This window comes from Nocardia sp. NPDC056541 (assembly GCF_042794235.1).
Lineage (GTDB): Bacteria > Actinomycetota > Actinomycetes > Mycobacteriales > Mycobacteriaceae > Nocardia.
In genome coordinates, this window is record NZ_JBHTUD010000009.1 from 239,214 (window position 1) to 265,084 (window position 25,871).

2 protein-coding genes are annotated in these 25,871 nt (G+C 68.5%); both read left to right on the plus strand.

What is annotated here, in order from left to right; all coding sequences use genetic code 11:
- Nucleotides 1-712: 712 nt before the first annotated feature.
- Nucleotides 713-25,084, plus strand: coding sequence for a non-ribosomal peptide synthase/polyketide synthase (locus ACFQ9R_RS18180; protein WP_378991913.1), 24,372 nt, complete (start codon nt 713-715; stop codon nt 25,082-25,084).
- The gene (locus tag ACFQ9R_RS18185) at nt 25,084-25,857 is read left to right on the plus strand and encodes an FkbM family methyltransferase (protein WP_378991914.1); all 774 of its coding nucleotides are present in this window, start codon (nt 25,084-25,086) and stop codon (nt 25,855-25,857) included. Before ACFQ9R_RS18180 ends, ACFQ9R_RS18185 begins: the two co-directional genes overlap by 1 nt.
- The last annotated feature ends 14 nt before the right edge of the window (nt 25,858-25,871 follow it).

Below are 25,871 nucleotides of genomic sequence, written 5' to 3' on the forward strand. Positions count from 1 at the left end.
ATTCAGGGAATGTCCAGTATGTCTCGCGCCGTCAAATGGTCTCACTATTGAGTCAAGCCCCAAATGTTGGTGGCAACCGAATTGGTATATCCGCCGCGCGACACGCGCAAAATCGGGATGTCCCCAACAAATCCGGGCTCTGGTTTCGCTCTCGGCATTCCGGGGGAGTGTCGAATGTCGACGCGGCAGCAATCGACAGATTCGGTCAGTCGATCAGTTCGGCTGAATTGTTTGCAAAATTTGCCGTACACGCTGGGGATGTGCAGTATCGAGGCCGGAGATCGCACAGGTGGCGATCGGCCCGCATCGCGAGCGGCAGCGCTATGTTTGCAAACCTAGCGCCTGGACCTGCAGTGCTCTCGGAATATTGGTTTCGCGTGGAATGTCCGGATTCGTGATCGATCTGAATTGAATTGTTACTAGTGTGTTCCCCCTAAATCGTATGCCGGTTGTTAGCTGTCAGGCTAATCTCGGGGAGATGTTTCGGGTAGTAACCGGATGGGTACCGCACCTCGCGGGATGTCGGATCAGTGTCTAACGGATCCGTATCGGTCCTGAGAACAGCAAGGGGAATACGTATGGCTGCTCGGCAGTGAACGGACCCCGCATTCGGCGGTTGTGGTACACGTTGTTACGTGGGGTAGGAAAGCGCACGGATGTCCATACTCGGGGTCCGTGTTAGGTCGATAGCCATGCGAGGGGTCGGGTAATCATGGAGTCTGTCGAGAGCTGTGCCGGTAATCAGGATCTTATTCCGCTTTCCTCTGCGCAATATGGCATGTGGTACGCGGACGGCGCGCATAGTGGACCGGCGACGAACATCGCGCAGTACGTCGAGATAGCGGGGCGGATCGACGTCGCCCTGTTCAACACGGCGGTGCACGAGGCGGCCGAAGAGACCGAGTCGCTCATGGTGCGGGTGATCGAGGTGGAAGGGCGTCCCTACCAGGTCGTCGACCGCGACATCACGTTCAACGAACTCGTGCTCGACTTCGGCACGCACAGCGATCCGATGGCCGCGGCGCTGGAATGGATGCGCCGCGACTACACCCGGCAGGTCGACATCACCCGAGATCAACTCGCGGTCACACGGCTGATCAGAATCAGCGATGACCTGCACCTGTGGTACGCGCGCGCCCACCATCTCGTGATCGACGGCTACGGCGCGTTCAGCGTGCTGTGCCGGGTCGCCGAGCACTACAACGCGCTGTCGGAAGGCAGGCCGCCCGCTCGACTGGTGGCCGCGCACCTGCGCGAAATCGCCGCCGACGAACAGGCTTATCGGGAGGGCACGAGGTTCGAGGCCGATCGACAGTACTGGCTGGACAAGGTCGCCGATCTGCCCGCGCCCGCCGGTCTGTCCGGTCGGTCGGCGCGCGCGGGAACCGTGGACGAAGTTGCGGCGCGCGAACTTCCGGCGCAGCTGTGCGCGCTGCTCGATCGTCGTTCGGCCGAACTCGACGCGTCGGCCGCGCAGGTCGTCGTCGCGGCGTTCGCGGCCTTCTTCACGCGGATGACCGGTGCCGACGAGGTGGTGCTCTCGGTCCCGATGAGCGCCAGGGTCACCGTGAAGCTCCGCAACGCCGCGGCGATGCTGGCCAATATGGTGCCGATCCGCTTCGCGATCGATGACGCGACCACCGTGGAGCAACTGGTCAAGGCGTCCATCAGCGAGTTGGTCTCCGCGCTGCGTCATCAGCGCTACCGCTTCGAGGATCTGCGTCGCGAATCCGCCTCGATCGACAACTCCGCCAACACTTTCGGCCCCGTTGTCAACATCTTGTTCTTCGACTCCGAGATCCGTCTCGGCGACGCCGTCGGGCGCTATCACGCGCTCACCTCGGGCGCCCTCGAGGATCTGCAGATCAACCTCTACCGGACCGGGCCGGACACGCCGCTGCTGATCGAGCTGCACGGCAACGACAACCTCTACAGTCAGCGCGATATCGACGCGCACGCCGACCGATTCATCGATTTCCTGCACCGATTCATCGAGGCCGACTCCGGCGAGCGGGTGGTGGAACTGCCGCTGGTGTCCGCCGCGCAAGAGCTCTCGATCATCGGCGAGTCGGCCGGTGCCGAAGGTGTCGCCCCGGTCGAGACGCTGGTGGATTCGCTGTCGCGACAGGCTCGTTCGGCCCCGCTCGCGGACGCGGTCACCGCCGGGGACAAGACGATCACCTACCGGGACCTCGACGAGCGTTCCACCCGGCTCGCCCGGCGTTTGATCGGCCGTGGCGCGGGTCCGGGCACGCTGGTCGCCATCGCACTGCCGCGTGGCACCCAGCTGATCGTCGCGATGCTCGCCGTGCTGAAATCCGGTGCCGCGTATCTGCCACTGGATATCACCCATCCGCGGGAGCGGCTGGAATACGTTGTCGGCCAGGCAGATCCGACAGTTGTCATCGTCGAAGAGGTCGGACTGCCGGTAGGTCGGGGCCAGACTCTGGTTCTCGGGCAAGACGACGACCTCGACGGTGCCGCGGACCCGATCACCGATGACGAGCGCATCGCACCACTGCGGCCTGACGACGCCGCCTACGTCATTTTCACCTCCGGTTCCACGGGGCGGCCGAAGGGCGTGGTGATCAGCCACCGCTCGGTCGTCACCTACTTGGCGAATGCGTGTGCCGCCCTGGACATTCGGGCCGACGACGTGTGGACATGGCTGCACTCGGTGGCGTTCGACTACTCGATCTGGGAGGTTTTCGGCCCGCTGGTCACCGGCGGCCGAGTCGTGGTCGCCGATACGCCGGCCACGCGCGCGCCCGATGAACTGGTGCGCCTGGTCGCCCGTGAACGCGTCACCGTGTTCAGCCGAACTCCCTCGGCGTTCTACCAATTCGCCGCAGCTCAGCGGCGCTACCTTGCGGCGGGTGCGCCCGAGGGTGAGCTGGGGCTGCGGCTGGTCGTGCTGTCGGGCGAAGGTCTGGATCCGGCGGCGTTGGCGCCCTGGTACGTGGACAACCCGGAGGGGCCGGTCGTCGTCAACAGCTACGGCATCACCGAGACCACCGTGTTCGTCACCCACACCGACATGAGCGGCGATCTGGCGGTACCCGGCGCGCCCAGCGTGATCGGCGCGGCGCTCCCCGGCCTTCGCGCCTACGTGCTGGATCGGCGGCTGCGACCGGCGCCGGTGGGCGCGTGGGGTGAAATCTATGTAGCGGGAACACAATTGGCTCGCGGCTATCTCGGGCAGGCGGCATTGAGTTCGGGTCGATTCGTCGCCGACCCGTGGGGTGCGCCGGGGGAGCGGATGTACCGCAGCGGGGACGTGGCCCGCCGCGATCACCACGGCGCTCTCGAATACCGCGGGCGTGCGGATCAGCAGGTACAGCTGCGCGGGTTCCGCATCGAACTCGATGAGGTCCGTGCCGCGCTGCTGGCCCACCCGGCGGTGGCCGCGGCCGCGGTGGTGGTGCATCGAGCAGGCACCGACACGGCGCGTCTGGTGGGGTACGTCGTACCGGCGGGCGCCGACTGCGATGTCGAGGCCGTTGTCGCGCAGGCGGGTTCGTTGCTGCCGGACTACATGATCCCCAACGTCGTGCTGGTCGTCGATGAACTGCCGCTGACGGTGAACGGCAAACTCGATCTGCGTGCATTGCCCGAACCGGCGGCCGGGAGCGCCGCGAGCTATCTCGCGCCGCGCACCGAGGCCGAAGAGACCGTCGCGCACGTCTTCGCCGAGGTGCTCGAGATGGACCGGGTCGGCGCGTTCGACAATTTCTTCGAGGTGGGCGGCAACTCCCTCACTGCGGCGGCCGCCGTCGCCCGGGTCGCCGATGCCACCGAATGCGCACTGTCGGTGCGTGATCTGTTCGGCAACCCGACGGTGGCAGGCTTCGCCGCGTGCGTGGGCCGGGCACGGCGCCGGGTGCGGCCCACACTCACACCGATCGCGCGCGACGGCCTGTTGCCGCTGGCTCCCGCGCAACATCGGATGTGGTTGATCAACCGCGTCGACCCGGAGTCCGCCGCCTACAACATTCCGCTGGTCCTGCGGTTGACCGGGCGACTCGATCCCGCCGCACTGCGCACGGCGCTGGGCGATGTCCTCGATCGCCATGAGGCGCTGCGAACGCGCTACCCCGCCCGTGACGGTCACGGTATGCAGGAGGTTCTGTCGGCCGAGGCGGCTCTGGCCGACTTCGACTGTGTCCCGGAACAACTCGGGCAAGACCGGCTTGCCGACCGGATCCGCGAGCTGACGGCCGCCGGCTTCGATGTCTGCGCCCGCCCGCCGTTGCGCGCGGACTTGCTCACGATCGGCCCCGACACGCATGTGCTGGTACTCGTCCTGCACCACATCTGCTGTGACGGTACGTCGTTGGCGCCGCTGGCAGCCGACTTCGCCGCCGCCTACGCGGCACGGTCGCAGGCAACGGCACCTGATCAGGTGCCACCTCGGGTGCAGTACGCCGATTACGCCGACTGGCACCGTCGCCTGCTCGGCGACGAGGCGGATCCGGATTCGCTCGCCGCTGACCAGTTGCGGTACTGGACAACCCAATTGGCCGATGCGCCCGCAGTGCTCGAGTTGCCGACCGACCGGCCCCGGCCTGCTCGCCGTTCGATGCGCGGCGAGGCCGTCACCACGCAGCTCTCCGCCCGGACCTACACCGAGATCGAGCGACTCGCCCGCGCCGCGGACGTCACCCCGTTCATGGTGGTCCACGCCGCACTCGCCGTCCTGCTGGCCCGGCTGTCGGGAACCGGCGACATCGTGATCGGCGCGCCGATGGCCGGACGGGGCGAGCCGGATCTGGCTCCGCTGGTGGGAATGTTCGTCAACACCGTGGCGCTGCGTACGCCGATTCGAGGCGAGGAGTCGTTCACGGCCCTGCTCGAACGCGTCAAGGACATCGACATCGATGCCTTCGCGCACGGCGAGCTGCCCTTCGACCGGGTCGTGGAAGAGCTCGATCCGCGGCGCTCGGCGGCCTACGCGCCCGTGTGTCAGGTGTATCTGGCCTTCGACAACACCGAACTGCCTCGACTGGTCCTGCCCGATCTCACGGTGGACGTTGTCGATCCCGGCGCCGAACCCGCGAAGGTCGACCTCGTCGTCACCGTGGGCGCGAACGCCGCGGGCACCGGCGACGTCGCGGTGCGGCTCAACTACGCGAGCGACCTGTTCGACCCCGCCACCGTCGAGCAGATGGCCGCACGGCTGGGCCGGATCCTGGACGCGGTGGTGGCGAACCCTGCTGTGCCGGTGGGCGATGTGGAACTGCTGTCCGACGCCGAACGCGCTGTGCTGCATCCGGTTCGGGGCGCCGACGCGGTACCCGGCGTGGCGCTGTCGGATCTGCTGGCCCGAGGTGTCGCGATCTCGCCGGAGGGTCCGGCTGTCGTGTCCGGGGCACAGTGCCTGGACTTCGCGGAGCTGGACGCGTTGTCGAACCGGTTCGCCCGGCGTCTGCTCGACGACGGAGCCCGACCCGGTGCGGTGGTGGCGATGGTCCTGCCGCGCTCGGTCGATTTCGTGGTCGCGGTATGGGCCGTCGCCAAAACCGGTGCCGCCTTGGTGCTGATCGACCCGCGCAACCCACGGGATCGGGTCGCCTCGATGCTCGCCGACAGCGCGCCCCGGGTGGTCTTGACCAGCGCCGAAGTCGAGGGCGCTGCGCCCGAGGGGCCGTGGACGTTGCTGGTGGTCGCGGACCCGGTCTCGCGCAGCATCACCGCCGGGTACTCGTCCGCACCGGTGACCGACGCCGACCGTGGCAGGCCCGTGCACCCCGGCGACGTGGCGTATGTGATCTACACCTCCGGAACGACCGGCGTTCCGAAGGGTGTCGAGGTCACCAACCAGGGGCTGGCGAACTTCGCCGCCGAACAACAGGACCGCTATGACGTCGAGCCCACCGTACGGGTCCTGCAGGCCGCCGGCCCGGGATTCGACGCGGTGATGCTGGAGATTCTGCTCGCCCACCCCGGTGGCGCCGCGCTGATCGTGTCCCCACCCGATGTCTACGCGGGCACCGAACTGGCGGAACTCATTCGGGCACAAGGGGTTACCCATGCCTTCCTGACGCCGACCGTGCTGGCCTCGATGTCGCCGGAGCACCTGGAGTGCCTGCGGGTGCTGGTCTCCGGTGGCGAAGCCCTCACGGCCGAGCTCGGCGCGACCTGGGCGCCGGGGCGTCGGCTGTTCAACGGCTACGGACCCACCGAGACCACGATCATGGTCGCGATCAGCGACCCGATCCCCGTCCAGGGGCCGATCACCATCGGCGGGCCCATTCGCGGGATCTCCGCGCAGGTCCTCGACTCCCGGCTGCGGCCGGTGCCGGTCGGTACGGCGGGCGAACTGTATATCGGCGGTGTGCAATTGGCGCGCGGCTACCTCGGCCGGCCCACGGTGACAGCAGCCAGTTTCGTCGCCGATCCCCGTGGTGCGGGCACCCGGATGTACCGCACCGGCGACCTCGCCCGGTGGACCCCGGAGCAGACCATCGAATATCTGGGCCGCGCCGACCACCAGGTGAAGATCCGTGGCCAACGCACCGAACTGGGGGAGATCGAAGCCGTACTCGCCCAGGATCCCGCGGTGACCCACGCCGTCGTCGTGATCCACGGCAGCGCGGGCGCCGACCGGCTCGTCGGCTACCTGGTCGGCGCGGGCGTGGACGCGGAGCGGGTGCGCGCCGCCGCGCGCGACCGGCTGCCGGCGCACATGGTGCCCGATGTGTGCATGGTGCTCGACCGATTCCCGCTGACCGCCAGCGGCAAACTCGATCGCGCCGTGTTGCCCGAGCCGGTGTTCCCGCAGACCGCCCAGGCCATCGCGCCACGCACGCCCACCGAACAACTCGTCGCCGGCGTCTACCGCGATGTGCTCGGCGCGGCGCACGTGAGTGCGCTCGACAATTTCTTCGATCTGGGCGGCAACTCACTCACCGCGACCAAGGTCGCGGCGCGCCTGTCCGATGTGTTCGGCACCGACATCGCGGTGCGGGCGCTGTTCGAGACGCCGACCGTCGACGCGCTCGCCCGCGAGCTGGATTCGGTTGGTGGACAGGCTGATCGGGGATCAGTCCATCGTCGGCTGGTGCCACAGCAGCGTCCGGATCGGATTCCGCTCTCGCCCGCGCAGACCAGAATGTGGTTCCTGAACCAGTTCGATACCTCGGCGGCGGTCTACAACGTGCCTGTCGTCGTGCGGATCTCCGGCCCGCTCGACGTCGACGCTCTTCGGTCGGCACTGGCCGACGTGATCACCAGGCACGAGACGCTGCGCACCCGCTACCCGGACAGCGACAGCGGTCCATGGCAGCAGATCCTGCCCATGGAATCGGCACCGCAGCTCCAGTGCCGCGAGGTCGCCGCGGCCGAGATCGCCGAACAGATCGCGCGTGAGACCGCCCTCGGCTTCGATGTGAGCACCGAGGTCCCGTTCCGGATCACGTTGCTGCGCACCACCGCCGAGGAATGGGCCGTGGTGCTCACCGCGCATCACATCGCCATCGACGGATCCTCGCTCGCGCCGCTGGCCACCGACCTGGCCGTGGCCTACCGGGCGCGAACGGCGGGCGAAGCGCCTGCCTTTGCGCCCCTGCCGGTCCAGTACGCCGACTACACGCTGTGGCAGCGGCGAAACCTCGGCGTGCAGGAAGACCCGACCAGTGTGACCGCGGGCCAGATCCGGTACTGGCTCGCGGCACTGGCCGACCTACCGCAGATGCTGGACCTGCCGACCGATCGGCCGCGTCCCGCACAGCAGTCCTACCGCGGGGCGACCATGTCGGCCGCGATTCCCGCCGACCTGCACCGCGACATCATCGCTCTCGCACGGCGCCACGACTCGACACTGTTCATGGTCACCCATGCGGCGTTCGCGATCTTGCTGGCAAGGCTGTCGGGCACCGGCGACATCGCGGTCGGCACGCCGGTCGCCGGGCGCGGAGAGCCCGCCCTCGACCCGCTGATCGGCATGTTCGTCAACACGCTGGTGCTGCGGGTACAGGTCGATCCCGCGGCCCCGTTCACGGAGGTGCTCGAGCGCGCCCGCGAATGCGATCTCGGTGCGTTCGACAATGCCGCGATTCCCTTCGAACAGCTGGTGGAGGTCCTCAATCCGCCGCGCAGCACCGCACACGAGCCACTGACCCAGGTCGGCTTCTCCTTCCAGAACATCGATATCCCGACGTTGCGCCTGGGCGGGCTCACGGTGGCGGCCGACCTCGTCGAGCCGGGTGTCGCCAAGTACGACCTGCATCTCACCCTGGTCGACACGGTCGATGCGCACGGCGCTCCCGGTGACATGCAGGTCGAATTCGGGTATGCGACCGACCTTTTCGACGAAGCCACAATCATGCCGATCTTCGAGCGGTTCGTCGCCATCTTGCGCGGTGTCGTCGCCGATCCCGATGTGCCCGTGGGTGATCTGCCGCTGCTCAGCCCGCGTGAACTCGACGAACTGGCGCTACGCGAGTCCGGCCCCGACGTGCCCTCCGACGGCGCGACGATCGCGGATCTGTTCGCGAAGCAGGTCGCGGCGACGCCCGAACGCCCTGCGGTGATCGATGGGGAGAGCGGGGACGCGCTCACCTATGTCGCGTTCGGCGCCGAGGTGAACGCGCTGGCACGAGGGCTGATCGGTCGCGGTATCGGGCCGGGAAGCGTGGTGGCCGTGGCCATGCGCCGCTCGGTCGAGCTGCTCACCACGCTCTACGCCGTCCACGCGGCAGGTGCCGCCTACCTTCCGCTGGATCCCGACCACCCCGTCGACCGGCTGCGCACGGTCCTCGCGACCGCGCGACCCGACGCGGTGCTGACCGGCGACGACATCGACCTGGCGGCACCGGCACCGGTCTGGCGTCTGTCGGATCTCACCTCGCCCACGACCGGCACCATGCCGGTCACCGACGCCGATCGGATCAGGCCGCTGCGCCCGCAGGATCTGGCGTACGTCATCTTCACCTCCGGGTCGACCGGTGTCCCCAAGGGGGTGGCACTCACCCACGAGGCGGTGGTCAACCAACTCCGGTGGCTCACCGACCATTACGGGATCGGCACCGACGACGTGCTGCTGCTGCGCACGCCCGCGACCTTCGACCTGTCGGTGTGGGAATTGTTCACCGCACCCACCGCCGGTGCCGCGCTGGTCGTCGCCGGGCGCGACGATCACACCGACCCCGCCGCCGTCGCACGGCTGATCGCTCGTCACGGCGTGACGGTGGTCGACTTTGTTCCCTCGCTCCTGTCGGCGTTCCTCGAGATCGCGACCCCGGACGATCTCGCCGCCGTCCGCCAGGTGCTGTGCATCGGTGAGGCGTTGGACTCCGCGACCGTTCGCCGGTTCCGCGACCTCAGCGCAGCACGCGTCGACAACCTGTACGGCCCGACGGAAGCGGCCGTGAGCGTCACCGCCTACGAGATCGGCGAGCTCGACGGACCTGTCGTGTCGATCGGTACGCCCGAGGCGAATGCCGTCACGCACGTGCTCGACGCACGGCTGCGGCCCGTCCCCGCCGGCGTGACGGGCGAGCTGTATCTCGGCGGAATCCAGCTCGCCCGTGGGTACCATGCCCGCGCGGACCTGACGGCGAGCGCGTTCGTGGCCGATCCGTTCGGCTCGACGCCGGGGGCACGCCTCTACCGCACCGGCGACCTGGCCCGCTGGGACACGGCAGGCCGACTGCGGTATGTCGGCCGCCGTGATTCCCAGGTGAAGATTCGCGGCCTGCGCGTCGAACTCGGCGATATCGAAGCCGCGCTCCTCGCCCACGATCACATCGATGCTGCGGTCGTGCGGGTGTCTACGGTTGCCGAGGGGCAGATCCTGGTGGCCTACGCCGTGAGCGACGAGGCGATCGACCCCGACTCGCTGCGGACGTACCTGCTGTCGCGACTGCCCGCGTACATGGTGCCCGTCCAGGTGATTCGGATCGACACGATCCCGCTCACACCCAACGGCAAGATCGACTACCGCGCCCTCCCGGCCCCCGACACCCGCACCGCCGCAACCCGTTACCGCGCTCCCAGCGGGATCGCGGAGGAGACCATCGCCGGCGTGATCGGCGAACTGGTGCAAACTCCCTGGGTCGGCGCCGACGAGAACTTCTTCACCCTCGGTGGCAATTCGCTGCTGGCGACCCGCGTGCTCAGCCGCATCGGCGAAGTCCTCGGCGTGACGGTTCCCGTGCGCGCCATCTTCGAAGCGCCGACCGTGGCTGAACTGGCGCGGTGGATCGAACAGCAGCGCGCCGTCGGCGATGTCGCGGGACCGGTGGCGAAACCGCGGCCCGAGCGTATCCCGCTCTCGCCCGCGCAGAGCCGGATGTGGCTGCTCAACCAACTGGACCCGGAGTCGGCGAGTTACGTGGTGCCACTGTCGATCCGCCTCGACGGTGAACTCGACATCGAGGCCATGACGGCCGCGCTCCGCGATGTCATCGAACGGCACGAGATCTTGCGCACCACCTATCCGGCCCACGACGGCACCCCCGCGCAGGTCGTACTGACCGCCGAGGACGTCGTCGCGTCCTGCGATCTCGCCGTGCACCCGGTGTCCGCCGATGAACTGCTCCCACGGCTGACAGAGTTCTTCGGCACCGGCTTCGATGTCTCGGCGGGCGCCCCGCTGCGCATGGCGTTGTTCCGGCTCACCGAAACCGCGCACGCACTGGCGCTTGCGGTGCATCACATCAATTGCGACGGCTACTCGGTGGCGCCGCTGGCCGCCGACATCATCGAGGCCTACCGCGCGCGCCGGGTCGGTGCCGCGCCCGAATGGGCGCCGCTACCAGTGCAATTCGCTGACTACGCGCTGTGGCAGCGCGAACTGCTCGCGGCACCCGACTCCGCGCCGGGCCGCGACCTGCTGTACTGGCGTACCCAACTCGCGGGGATCCCGGATGTGCTCGCGCTGCCCACCGACCGCCCGCGCCCGCTCGAGCGGTCCCACCGCGGCGCGACCGTCCACACCGCGGTGCCTTCCCGGGTGGCCGAAGCCGTGGCGGCCTTGGCGCGACGCAACGGCGTGACCCCGTTCATGGTGGTGCACACCGCCCTTGCCGTTCTGCTCGCGCAGTTGTCGAGCAGCGACGACATCGCCATCGGCATCCCGTATGCGGGCCGCGGCGACCGAGCCCTCGATCGCCTCGTCGGCATGTTCGTCAACACGCTGGTCCTGCGCACCCGTGTCCGCCCCGACCAGCGATTCGCCGACCTGATCGACATGACCAGGCGCACCGACATCGAGGCGTTCGATCATGCCGCCGTCCCGTTCGAACGGCTGGTGGAAGTGCTGAATCCGGCGCGCTCGACGGCACATTCGCCGCTGTTCCAGGTGATGCTCGCCTACCAGAACATGGCGCCCGCCCAGCTCGAGGTACCGGGGCTCGAGGTCGGCGGCATCGATGTCGGCGCCGACGCGGCGATCTGCGATCTGCTGCTCATGATCACCGAGGACCGGGGTCCGCACAACGAGATCGCGGGCATGAATCTGCGCCTGACCTACGCCACCGACCTGTTCGACGACGCCACCGCGCGCCGGTTCACCGAACAGTTCGGGCGCGTCCTGGACGCGGTCACCACCGACGAGCGGGTCATCGCCGGGGAGATCGACCTCGCCGACGACACGACCCGCGATCGGCTGCTGCGCCCCCACGACGCACCACTGGTGAGCGCGGGCCGCACGCTGGTCGACGCCTTCGACGAGCAGGTCGCACGCACCCCGGACGCTGTAGCCGTCCGAGTCCCCGGCGGCCGCGCCCTCACCTACCGCGAGTTCGACGACACCGTCAACCGCCTCGCCCGCCACCTCATCGATCTCGGCGCGAGCCCTGAAACGACCGTGGCCGTGGCGATTCACCGCTCGATCGACCTGATCACCGCCGTCTACGCCGTCGTGAAATCCGGTGCCGCCGTCGTTCCGCTCGACCCGGACCGCTCCACCGCCCGGCTGGCAGACGTCCTGTCGGTCGCCCGGCCACTGCTGCTCGTCACCACGTCCGGTGACGAGAGCTCCCTGCCCGACGGCATCGAGCGTATCCGCCTCGACGAGCTGGACCTGAGCGCGCGCCCCGGCGGCCCGGTCGGCGACGACGAACGTCGCGCACCGCTGCGCGCCGGCAACACGGCGTACGTGCTGTTCACCTCCGGCACGACCGGCGCACCGAAGGGCGTCGCGCTCACCCATGCCGCCACCGCCCACCAGTTGGCCTGGGCGCAACGCGAATTCCCGCACGACGCGTCGGATGTGGTGCTGCACAAGACCCCGATCACCGTCGACGTCGCGGTGTGGGAGTTGTTCTGGCCGTTGCAGATCGGTGCGCAGATCGTCGTCGCCGAACCCGGCGGCCACCACGATCCCGCCTACCTGGCCGAGATCATCGCAGAGGAGCAGGTCAGCACCGTGCACTTCGTCCCGTCGATGCTCGAGGTGCTGCTCGAGCACACCGGCACGACGCGGCTGCCGTCGGTCCGCTATGTGTTCGCGGCAGGTGAGGCACTGGCCCAGCGCACCGCCGTACGCGCCGGGCAGTCCTTCGACCGGGCCGAGGTCGTCAACTGGTACGGCCCCGCCGAGGCAGAAGTTGTGACGGCCTATCGCTGCCCGGCGGATTCTCCGGCACGGCAAGTGGTCCCGATCGGTTGCCCGGTCACCGGAATGTCTGCGTACGTGCTGAACGCACGGCTTCGGCCCGTACCGGTCGGCGTTGTCGGCGACCTGTACGTCTCGGGCGTTCAGCTCGCTCGCGGCTACCACCGCAGGCCGGACCTCACCTGCGGTCGGTTCGTCGCCGATCCGTTCGGCGAGCCAGGGGACCGCCTCTACCGCACCGGGGATCTTGTTCGCTGGTCACGGTCCGGGGATCTGGAGTACGTGGGCCGCAGTGACTTTCAGGCGATGTTCCACGGCCAACGGGTCGAGCCCGCGCAGATCGAGGCCGCGCTGCGCTCGATCGAGGAGATCTCCGGAGCAGTCGCGATCGTTTCCGCTGACCGGATCACGGCGTATGTGTCGCCGATACCGGGTGCGACCCTCTCCGAGCCGAAGGTCCGCAAACGTCTCACCCGACTGCTTCCGTCCTACCTGGTGCCGGCAAGAATTCAGGTGCTCGACACCATGCCGCTCAGCTCCGACGGCAAGGTGAACAGGTCGGCCCTGTCGCACATGATCTTCGACGATGCGGACGGGTCCATCGCCTCCGACGCGGACAACGCCGCGACGCGCGCGACGATGCTGGCAGAGTTCGTCGCCCGCACGGACCGTGAGGCGGTGCTGGCGAAGATCGTCGCCGAGATCGTCGGTGCCGACCAGGTCAGTGTCGTTGCCGACCTGTTCGAGCTCGGGGTGAACTCGCTGTCGGCAGCTCAGGTAGCGGCCCGCGCTGAGGCCGCGCTGCACGTGCGCGTCGGTGTACGCGATGTCTTCGACGCGCCGACCGTCGCTGAGCTCGCCGAACGAATCGCGATGCGCGACGAACACGCGTCGGTGCCGCTGGTCCGTCGCCGGCACCGGACCGAAATTCCCTTGGCAGCCGCCCAGCGGCGTATCTGGATCCTCAATCAGCTCCATCCCGAGTCCGGTGCGTACAACATCGGTTTCGTGGCCAGGCTGAGCGGACCGCTCGATGTGGCGGCGCTGCGCGCCGCGATGGTGGATGTGGTCACCCGACACGAGACCCTTCGCACGACCTATCCCGCAGTGGGCGGACAACCGCATCAGTTCGTCCACGACAGCATGGTCGGCGCCGCCGATATCGAACTGGCCGATATCGACGATCCGACGGTGCTGGCAGAACGGCTGCGCGATGCGGTCGAGTCGGGTTTCGACGTTGCCACGAACACGCCGGTCCGCGTACGTCTGTACCGCACGGGCGCCGACGACCACGTGTTGGTCCTGGTGGTGCACCACATCGCCGCTGACGGTGCGTCGATGGGGCCGCTTGCCCGAGATGTGTTCGCCGCCTACCGGTCTCGTCGTACCGGCTCGGCGCCGCTGTGGCCGCCGTTGCCCGTCGACTACGCCGACTACGCGGTCTGGCAGCGCGAGTTCCTCGGCGCCGAGGACGACCCCACTTCGCTGGCAGGGCGTCAGATCGCCTACTGGCAGCGGATTCTCGCCGACGCACCTGAACTGCTCGCCCTGCCGACCGACAGCCCACGGCCCGCGGTCCTGTCGATGGATGGTGGCAGCGTCGCCTTCACGATCGAGCCGGGTCTGCGCGATGCCGTCGTCGCACTCGCGCACGGCGAAGGTGCCACGGTGTTCATGGTTCTGCACGCCGCCCTGACGATTCTGCTCTCGCGCACCGCGCACAGCGACGACATCTCGATCGGCACCCCCGTCGGCGGTCGTGGCCGCCCCGAACTCGACGATGTGGTCGGCATGTTCGTCAACACGGTGGTCCTGCGCACCCGCGTCGCCGAGCATCTGTCGTTCCGTGAATTCTTGGCCGACCTGCGTGGCGCGGATCTGGAAGCGCTGGCTCACGCGGACGTACCGTTCGAGCGCCTGGTCGAGATACTGGACCGGGCGGGGTCGACCGCGTATTCACCGCTCTATCAGGTGATGCTGGGCTTCCGGCATGCCGACCCCACTCGGTTCGAACTCGACGATATCGGCATCGAGGTGCTCGATCCCGGTGTTGCACAGGCCAAGACCGACCTCATGGTGATGCTGAACGAACGTGCCGACGGCGCGGGTATCGACGGTGAGATCGTCTACGCCACCGACCTGTTCACCGGGGCCACGGCGGCGCGGTTCGCCGACCGCCTGCTGCGGATTCTCGAAACGATCACCACGCGGCCGGACACCGTGGTCGGGGCCATCGACTTGCTGTGCCCCGAGGAGACCGCACACCTGCTCCCTGTCGGGCGCGAGACCGCCGTGGTGCCGAAAACGCTGCCCGCGCTGCTCGCCGACGCTGCCGCGGACCCGACGGCGACCGCGCTGATCGGTACCGACGAAACCCTGACCTATGGCGAACTCGATAGGCGATCCGATCGGCTCGCGGTGCTGCTGGCGCGAGCGGGTGCGGCACCGGGAACCTATGTCGCCCTGGCCGTTCCGCGGTCGGTGACCTATCACGTGGTGCTGTGGGCGATCGCGAAAACCGGTGCCGCGTTCATGCCGATGGATCTGCGTTACCCCGCGGACCGGCTGGCGCACATGGCCCAGGACTCCGGCGTCACGCTCGGCGTGACTCTGCACGAGGCGCGCTCGTCACTGCCGGACACGGTCGACTGGCTGTGCCTCGACGACGACCGAGTGATCGCCGACTTGGCCACCGCGCCAACGGATCACACCTTCCAGGCAGCACGCCTCGACGATGTCGCCTACCTGGTGTATACCTCCGGCTCGACGGGCAAGCCGAAGGGCGTGGTCGTCACACACGCGGGGTTGTCGGCGTTCGCGCACGAGAAGCACCAGCACTATCAGGTGGATCGAGAATCGCGGGTCCTGCAGGTCGCCGCGCCCGCGTTCGACGCGGTGATGATGGAATCGCTGATGGCCTACGCGGCGGGTGCCGCCCTGGTCGTCTCGCCCGCCGAGGTGTTCGCCGGTGCGGAACTGACCGAACTGATTCGCACGCACCGGGTTTCGCACGCGTTCCTCACACCCAGCGTCCTGGCGACCTTGCGGCCGGAGGGTCTCGACGCGCTGCAGATGCTCACCATCGGCGGCGAAGCGCTCTCCGTCGAACTCGTCGCCGCCTGGGCACCCGGCCGCCGCTTCCACAATGTGTACGGGCCGACCGAGACAACGATCGCGGTGTGCGTCAGCGCCCAGTTGCAGCCCGGTGATCCGATCACCATCGGCACCCCGATCCGCGGGGTGCGCGCCGTCGTGCTCGACAGCCGGTTGCGGCCGGTACCGGTCGGCGTCGTCGGTGAGCTGTACCTGGCGGGCAATGCGCTGGCGCGCGGCTACCTGAATCGGCCGGGGGCGAGCGCGGGCGCGTTCGTGGCCGATCCGTTCGGTGCACCGGGGACCCGGATGTACCGCACCGGTGACCTGGTGCGCTGGAGCGCCGAGCACACCATCGAATACGTGGGCCGCGCCGACTTCCAGGTCAAGATCCGTGGTCAGCGGGTGGAACTCGGCGAGATCGACGCGGCGCTGGTCGCCTGCCCGAACGTCGCCTCGGCGGTCACGGTGAGCAGGCGTGGCCAGGCCGGGCAACCGACGTTGGTCGGCTACCTGGTGGCCACCGAGGGGCGAACGATCGACGCGGCCGCGATCCGCGACCAGATCTCGGGCGCACTGCCCGGCCACATGGTGCCCGCTGTGCTCATGGTGCTCGACGAGATGCCGGTCTCCTCGACGGGCAAGGTGAATCGAAGCGCGCTGCCCGAACCCGGTGCCGAGGTGCCGGATTCGGCGGTGGCCGCCGCGGCGAGCGAGTTGGAGGCGACTATCGCGGGGATCTTCACCGAGGTGCTCGGTGTGGCCTCGGTGGGTGCGGACGAGTCGTTCTTCGCGCGCGGTGGTGACTCGATCATGTCGATCCAACTGGCGTCGCGATTGAAGACCGCAGGCGTGGTTGTGACGGCACGGGACATCTTCGAGCACCGGACCGTTCGTGGGCTGGCCGCCGTGGCCGGGGGCGCCGGACGGGTGGGTCTCGAGGAGTTGCCCGGCGGTGGTATCGGCGAGGTGACGCGGACACCGATCGTGTCCTGGTACCTCGACCGTCCCGCCGACGACCGGTTCGCGCAGTCGCTGCTGGTCGAGCTGCCCGGCGACGCGCGCCCGGCCGACGTGATCGCCACCGTCCGAGCCGTTCTGGATCGGCACGACATGCTGCGTGCACGCCTGAGTGCGGCGCACCTCGAAGCGTTGACGCCCGGCGAGATCGATGCCGAGCAGTTGGTGTCGGTGCGTACGTTCGGTGCCGATAATGCCCCTGGCACTGCGGGTTTCACGTCGCTGGTGGAGGGTGCCCTCGAAGAGGCTTCGGCCGCGCTGAACCCGGTGGATGCCGTCATGATGCAGATCGTCTGCCTGCTGCCCGAGCCCGGCGTGGCGTCGCGCGGGCGCGCGCTGATCGTGATCCACCACCTGGTGGTCGACGGTGTCTCCTGGCGCATCCTGCTCCCCGACTTCGTCTCCGCGTGGCAGCAGGTGGGTGCGGGGCGAGCGGTCGAACTGCCCGAGGTCGGCACATCTATGCGCCGGTGGGCCGAGGTCGTCTCCGCTGCCGCCGGCGGCCGTGCCGACGAGCTGGCGCTGTGGCAGCGGATGGGGTCGCGACCGGAACCGCTGCTCGGGCGCGCGCCTCTCGACCCGGCGCTCGACGTGCACGCCACGGTCGAGCGGCTGACGCTGGCGCTGCCTGTCGAGCTGACCACCGCTCTGACGGACGCGGTGCCCCGCGCCGCGCATGCCACCACCGACGATGCTCTGCTGGCGGGCCTCGTTCTCGCACTGGGACGTTGGCGTGCCCGGCGCGGTGTCGACCACTCCGGCGCGCGCATCCTGCTCGAGAGCCATGGGCGCGAAGAACAACTCGCCCCGGGCGCCGACCTGTCGCGCACCGTCGGCTGGTTCACCAGCGCCTACCCGGTGGACCTCGACATCGACGGCACCGATCCACGTGCCGCGGTGAAGGCGGTCAAGGAACAGCTGCGAGCCGTGCCCGACAAGGGAATCGGCTACGGCATGCTGCGATACCTGAACCCGGCGACCGCCGATCGGTTGGCCTCGCTGCCCGCGCCACAGATCAGTTTCAACAACCTCGGCCGGGCGGGCGTCGACATCTCGGCACTGTCCGGGCTCGCCTGGATTCCCGCCGACGAGGAATTCGACCACCAGGGCTCGTTCGATCCGGACATGCCCGCGTCCGCCGCGCTGACCCTCGACATCAGCATCGTCGATACCCCCGTCGGGCCGACCCTCGCCGTGCAGATCGGGTATGCCGCACGGCTTCTCGATCGTGATGCCGTCGACGAACTCCTCGACGAGTGGACGGCGGCCCTCGGGCAAATCGCGGAAGCGGCGGCACGCGAACAAGATTGGGGACTGTCCCCGTCCGACACCCCGTTGGTCGCCCTGACCCAACAGGACCTCGACGTGTTCACCGAACGCTACGGACCGATCGAGGCCGTCTGGTCGATGGCGCCGTTGCAGGCGGGGCTGCTGTTCCACGCCGAGCTCGCCGCGGGCGACCTCGATGTGTACACGGCGCAGTCGGAGATGACGCTCACCGGGCCGGTCGACGAGCCGCGGCTGCGGCGAGCCGCGGCGGACCTGCTGCATCGGCATCCGAACCTGCGGGCGGCGTTCACCCGAACGTCCGATGGTGTTGTCGTACAGGCTGTTCCGGCGGAATCCGCTGTGCACTGGCGCCGCATCGAGGCCCCCGAGACAGCTCTGCCGCAGATCCTGACAGCCGAACGCGAAACGGCTTTCGACCCGGCCGATCCGCCGCTGGTGCGATTCGTCCTCGTCGCCGTCGCACCCACCGAATTCCGGCTGATCCTGACCGCGCACCACCTGCTGCTCGACGGCTGGTCACTGCCGTTGCTGCTGCGCGACCTGGTCGGGCTGTACGCGGCAGGCGCGGACGCCGCCCTGCTGCCGCCCGCGCCGTCCTACGGCGACTACCTGGCCTGGCTGGACCGGCGCGACACCGCCGCCGGTGTCGAGATCTGGCGCGACACGATGGCGGGCTTCACCGAACCCACCTTGATCGCCGACACGGTCGGCGCGGCCACTGTCGAGGTGCCGACCGATCTGAGTATCGATCTCGACGACGACATCACCGCCGCCCTCACCGAGCTCGCCCGCACCTCGGGCGCCACGATGTCGACGATTGTGCAATTCGCGTGGGCGACGGTGCTGGCCAACCAGCTGGGCCGCGAGCGGATCGTGTTCGGCGAGACCGTCTCCGGCAGACCGGCCGAGGTGCCGGGCGTCGAGTCGATGATCGGGCTGTTCATCAACACGCTGCCCGTTCCGGTTCTCGTGCGCGGTGACCGGACCATCGTGGCGGCGCTGGAACAGTTGCAGGCGAACAAGACCCGGCTGCTCGACCACCACCACGTCGAACTGTCCGGCATCATGGCCGCGCTCGGCGGCGGACAGCTGTTCGACACCCTGGTGGCATTCGAGTCCTACCCGGTCGACAGCAGCGGACTCGGTGACGCGGACATCGACGGAGTGCGGGTTGCGGGGGTGGCCGGCACCGATGCCGCGCACTACCCGATCACCGTGCAGGCCCACCAGACCGACACCTTGCACATCCGCCTTCGGTATCAGGCGGCTCGCGTCGACCGTGTGACCGCCGCCGGGCTCGCCGACCGTGTCGAGCGGGTCCTGCGTGCGGTCGCTACCGACCCGAACGGACGCGTCGGCGATATCGACCTGCTGTCGGCCGCCGAGCATGCGGCACTCGTCCCGGCCAGAGGCGCGGAACGGGTGGCTCCTGAACCATTGACCGATTTGTTGCGCCACGGCGTGACCCGACACCCCGACGGTGTGGCGGTTGCGTCCGGGACCGAGACGGTGAGCTTCACCGAGCTGGATGGCCGAGCACATCGGCTGGCGCAGTGGTTGGTCGAGCACGGTGTCGACACGGGGGACACCGTCGGGGTGGTCATGCCGCGGTCGATCCCGTTGATCACCACGATCTGGGCGCTCGCCGAGATCGGTGCCGCGTGTGCGCTTCTCGACCCACGCAACCCGCGAGAGCGGCTCGCGGTCATGCTGTCCGACTGTGCTGCCCACGTCGTGCTGACCGTCGCGCAGGTGAGTGAGGGAGTGCCGGAAGGGGAGTGGGCACGCCTGGTCGTCGACGATCCGGCGGCCGAGCGCGAGATCGCGAGCCGACCTTCGCGCGCGGTGACACGGACCGTCCGCGACACCGACCTGGCCTATGTCATCTACACCTCCGGAACCACCGGCACCCCCAAGGGCGTCGCGGTGACCCAGGCGGGAATGGCGAACTTCGCCGCCGAGCAACGGGACCGGTACCAGGTCAGCCCCGATTCACGGGTGCTGCAGTGTGCCGCACCAGGATTCGACGCCGTCATGCTCGAAGTCCTGATGGCGCACCCGCACGGTGCGACGCTGGTCATCGCGCCGCCCGACACCTACGCGGGCACAGAGCTGGCCGGGCTCATCCGCGACAACGCGGTCACCCACGCCTTCCTCACCCCGACCGTGCTGGCGACCATGTCACCCGACGGGCTGGACAGCCTCAGGGTTCTGGTCGCCGGCGGGGAGGCCGTGCCCGCCGAACTCGCCGCGCTCTGGGCGCCACGACGCCAGTTGTTCAACGGCTACGGACCCACCGAGACCACGATCATGGTCGCCATCAGCGATCCCCTCGCGCCGCCCGAACCGATCACCCTGGGTGGTCCGATTCGCGGAACATCCGCGGTGGTGCTGGACTCGTACCTGCGGCCCGTGCCGATCGGGGTGACCGGCGAACTGTATGTCAGCGGCATCCAGCTCGCCCGCGGATACCTCGGCCGTCCCGGCGCGACCGCCGCCACCTTCCTCGCCAACCCCTACGATCCGGGCACCCGGATGTACCGCACCGGCGACCGGGTCCGATGGACCGCCGACCACACATTCGACTACGTCGGCCGTACCGACCATCAGGTCAAGATCCGTGGCCAGCGGATCGAACTCGGCGAGATCGAGGCCGTCCTCGCCGAACATCGATCGGTCACCCATGCGGTAGCGGTGCTGCGCACCGACGACAACGGCGCGGACCGGCTCGTCGGCTACCTCATCGGCGACACGATCGACCCCGAGCACGTGCGGGCATCGGCACGCCGCCGGCTACCGGCCCACATGGTTCCCGACATCTGCGTTGTGCTGGAACAGCTTCCGCTGACCACCACCGGAAAACTCGACCGCGGCGCACTGCCGATGCCGAGTTTCGTCGCTGCCGGATATCTGGCGCCGAGCGATCCGACCGAGTGCCTCGTCGCCGACATCTGCGCCGAAGTGCTGGACCTGCCCCGAGTCGGCATGCGCGACGACTTCTTCGACCTCGGTGGCAATTCGCTGACCGCGACGAGGCTGACCGCTCGCCTGAGCTCCGCGCTGGGCGTCCGGGTGGCGGTGCGCGACCTGTTCGAGTACCCGCGGATGGCCGACCTCGCCGCCCGGCTCACCGGCCGCGACCACGTCGAACGCCCGACGCTGACCCGGCGACCCGGCACCGGCCTGATCCCGCTCTCGCCCGCCCAGCAACGGATGTGGTTCCTCAACCAGCTCGACGCCTCTGTCGGCGCCTACAACGTGCCGCTGGTGATCCGGCTGACCGGCGAGCTGGAAATCCCCGCGTTGCGTACAGCCTGCGCGATGGTGATCGGCCGCCACGAATCGTTGCGCACGAAATTCCCGGTAATCGACGGTATACCGTGGCAGATGATCGTCGACGCCGACGAGGTCGTGCCCGACCTGATCCCGATCGCGATCGAGGAATCGGTGCTGCCGAAGGCCGCAGCGGCGGTGCTGTCGAAGAGTTTCCAGTTCTCCGAGGCACCGCCGGTGCGGGCCGAACTGTTCGATCTCGGCTCGGATGATCACGTGCTGGTGATCGCCGTGCACCACATCTGTGCGGACGGGCTCTCGATGATTCCGTTGGCCCGCGACGTCGCGGCCGCCTATCACGCGGTGATCACCGCGAGCGTGCCCGCGTGGCCACAGCTCAGGGTCCAGTATCCGGATTATGCGCTGTGGCAACACGATCTGCTCGGCGACGAGCACGATCCGGAGTCGCTGCTGTCCCGTCAGTTGGACTACTGGCGCGCTACCCTCACCGGGCTGCCCGAACTCCTTGAACTGCCGACCGACATGCCGCGTCCGCCGGTCGCGTCGATGCGCGGCCGGACCATCGACTTCGACATCGAGGCATCGCTGCAGGAGCGGATCGCCGCGGTGGCGCGGGTCGCGGGCGCGACGCCGTTCATGGTGGCTCACGCCGCGCTGGCCGTGCTGCTGGCACGGCTGGCGAATACCCACGACATCGCGGTCGGTACCCCGGTCTCCGGGCGCGGGGAACGTGAACTCGACGACCTGATCGGCATGTTCGTCAACACTGTCGTCCTGCGGACGGAGGTTTCTGCCGATCAGCCGTTCGACGCGCTTCTGGCCGACGTCCGAGCAGCCGACCTGGCTGCCCTCGCACATGCGGAGGTCTCCTTCGAGCAGGTCGTCGAGGCGCTCAATCCGCCGCGTTCGACCGCGCATCTGCCGCTGTACCAGGTGACGATCGACTACCAGAATCTCGATGAGGTGGTGCTCGAACTGCCGGGGATCTCGGTGGAACCGGTCGAGGACTATGTCGATCAGGCGCAGTCGGATCTCAATGTGAAGCTGGTCGAGCGGTTCGCCGCCGACGGTCGCCCGCTGGGTACGCTCGGCCGATTGACCTACGCGACAGACCTTTTCGTCGAAGAGTCGATGGAGCGGTTCGCGCAGTGGTATCTGCGCATCCTGGAGGCGGTGACCGCGAATCCGCAGGCGATCATCGGTGACATCGAGTTCATGCAATCGAGTCAGCGCTACGAGGTTCTCGATGCGGCAGGCGTGGCCGGCGCGCACGTTCCCGAGGAAACGATCGGTGGCTTGTTCGCACGGCGCGTGGCGGTGGCCCCGGATTCGGTGGCGGTGACCGATGGGACGACGGTCCTGACCTACGCGGAACTGGATCGGCGCGCGAAGTCTGTTGCCGCCCAGTTGATCGCCTCCGGTGCGGGCCCCGAAACACTGGTCGCCGTCGCGATGCCGCGCTCGGCCGAGTTGGCGGTCGGGCTGCTGGCTGTGGTCATGTCGGGTGCGGGCTATCTGCCCCTGGATGTGACGTACCCGGCCGAGCGGCTCCGGTTCGTGCTCGACGACGCACGACCGGTAGCGCTGCTGACCACATCGGCGATGGCATCGCAGACACCCGAATTTGCCGGGCCGACAGTCCTTGTGGACGACGAGAACGTCGTCGACAGTGCGCAGAGAGTCGCCGCGCTGCCCGACAACATCGCCTACATGATCTACACCTCGGGCTCCACCGGTCGGCCGAAGGGTGTCGCGGTCACCCACCGCGATGTGGTCACCCTGCTCACCCACACCGCGGAGAAGTTCGACGTCGGGCCCGACGATGTCTGGACACTGTTCCATTCCTACGCTTTCGATTTCGCGGTCTGGGAGATGTGGGGCGCCCTGCTCTCGGGCGGTCGCCTGGTGGTCGTCGACTACGACACCACGCGCACGCCCGATGCTTTCGTCGAGCTCGTGGCGCGCGAGCAGGTCACCGTGCTCAGCCAGACCCCGTCGGCGTTCTACGGATTCGTCGACGCGGAGCGCCGCTACCACGGCGCGGGTGGCGCCGACCTCGCCTTGCGCTACATCGTGTTCGGTGGCGAAGCGCTCGACCCGTCCCGGCTGACCGGCTGGTTCCTCGCCCACCCGGCGGGTACGCCGACCCTGGTCAACATGTACGGCATCACCGAGACGACCGTGCATGTCAGCTACGCCGAGGTCGATCAGGCGGGCGGCGGGATCGGGCGCGCCCTGCCCGGCCTGACGGTGTACGTGCTCGACGAGCGCTTGCGGCCGGTGCCGGTCGGCGTCACCGGTGACCTCTATGTCGGCGGCGGACAGCTCTCGCGCGGCTACCACGGGGCGGGCGCGCTCACTTCGGGCCGGTTCGTGGCCGATCCGTTCGGCACGCCGGGTAGCCGCCTGTACCGGACCGGTGATGTCGGGCGGTGGCATCGCGGCGGGCACGGACTGGAACTGGACTACCGCGGGCGCGCCGACGCGCAGATCCAATTGCGTGGTTTCCGTATCGAATTGGGTGAGGTGGAATCGGCGCTGCTCCGTCATCCCGGTGTCGCCCAGGCGGCAGCCGCGGTGCATCGCCACGCCAGGGACGTCGACCAGTTGATCGGTTACGTCGTCCCCGCCGACGGGCAGGAACTGGACCCGGCGCGGGTTCGAGACACCGCCGCCGACCTGCTCACCGGGTACATGGTGCCCTCGGCCGTCGTGGTGCTCTCGGCGCTGCCGGTGACAGTGAACGGCAAGCTCGATCGAAATGCCCTGCCCGCACCCGACTTCGGCCGTAACGAGGACGAATACGACGCGCCGCGCTCACCGTCGGAGATCGCGATCGCCGAGGTCTTCGCACGGACCCTGAACGTGGCCAGGGTCGGTGCCGGTGCCGGCTTCTTCGATCTGGGCGGCAACTCACTGCTCGCGACCATGGCGGTGGCCGAACTGCAGGGCCGCGGCGTGCAACTCGAACTGCCGTGGATGTTCGACGACGCGACACCGCGGGCACTGGCGCGCAGGGTCGATGCGGCCGAGGGCGGTTCGGGCATGCAGGTGCTGCTGCCCTTGCGGCCCGCGGGCGATGCGACCCCACTGTTCGCGATCCACCCGGCGGGCGGGCTGGCCTGGTTCTACGGCGGACTCGTCGGGCATCTGCGCGGCGATCGGCCGGTGTTCGGCCTGCAGGACCCGCACGTCGTCGCCGCCGAGCCCCCGGCCACGTCGATCGATGAGCTCGCGCACCGCTATGTCGACGAGATCCGCCGGACCCAGCCGAACGGTCCGTACCACCTGCTCGGCTGGTCGCTGGGCGGCCAGATCGCCCACGTGGTGGCGACACAGTTGCAGGAACAGGGCGAACAGGTCGCGCTGCTGGCCATGATGGACAGCGCGGTCGGTGCTCCACCGATCACTCCCGACACCGATGTCGCGCCGGGGGAGCTGATGGCCGATCTGCTCGGTGGCTGGCGGGAACTGTTCGACCTCGGCGACACCGTCACCGCGAGCACCACCGAGCAGGCCTGGCAGGTGATCCGCGATCAGATCACCGGTACCGGCCTGTTCGGCGCCGACCAGGTCGACCGGGTGATGGAGAGTTTCTCCACCGCGGGCGAACTCGTCGGCGACTATCACCCGCGGATCTTCGACGGCGACCTGATCTTCTTCACCGCGGGCAAAGACCGCGACGACACCGAGGCCGTCGCGCAGACGTGGCAACCGCACATCACCGGCCGTATCCACAACACTGTGCTCGACGCTCGCCATCTCGAGCTGACCCACCCGTCCGCGCTGGCCGTGATCGGCCCGATCCTCGAAGGATTCATGATCTGATGACGACACAGCAGCAACTGCGCCTCGACGACGGCCGTACCGTCACCTGCACCAGCCCCGCCGAAGCGCGCATGCTCTGGAACGAAATGATCGCCGACGGGTACTACCGCCAGGCTGCCGCGACCCTGCGTCCCGGTGACCTCGCGGTCGACATCGGCGCCAATATCGGACTCAGCGCGATGATGTTCGCCGAAACGCTCCCCGGTGTCCGCGTGATCGCCGCCGAACCCGCTCCCGCTATCTTCGACTGCCTGCACCGCAATATGGCAGCCCATGTGCCAGGCGGTGTCGCCCTCGAGGTCGCGGTGGGCGCCGCACCCGGTGTGCTGCCGTTCACCTGGTACCCCCGCGCCACCGCGAACTCGAGTCTGTATGCCGACCGTGAAGCCGATGACGATGCGACGAAGACCTTCCTGCGCAACAGTGGCCTGCCCGACGACGCGATCAGCCTCATCACCCGCGGCCTGCACGACGGGGAGCAGATCGATGTCGAGGTCACCACGGTGTCGGCGATCCTTGCGCAGGAAGATCCGGTTGCCGAGATCGGCGTGCTGAAGATCGACGTCGAGCGCGCCGAATTCGATGTCCTGCTCGGCATCACCGAATCCGACTGGCCGCGCATCCGCGCCGTCGTCGCCGAGGTGCACGACCGCGACGGCCGCCTCGCCGAATTCTGCGAGGTCCTCAACCTCCACGGACTCACCTCACGTATCAGGCAGGACCCGTCGCTGGCAGGCACCGAACTGCACGAGGTGTATGCCGTGCGAGCCTGATGGGGCGGGTCGTA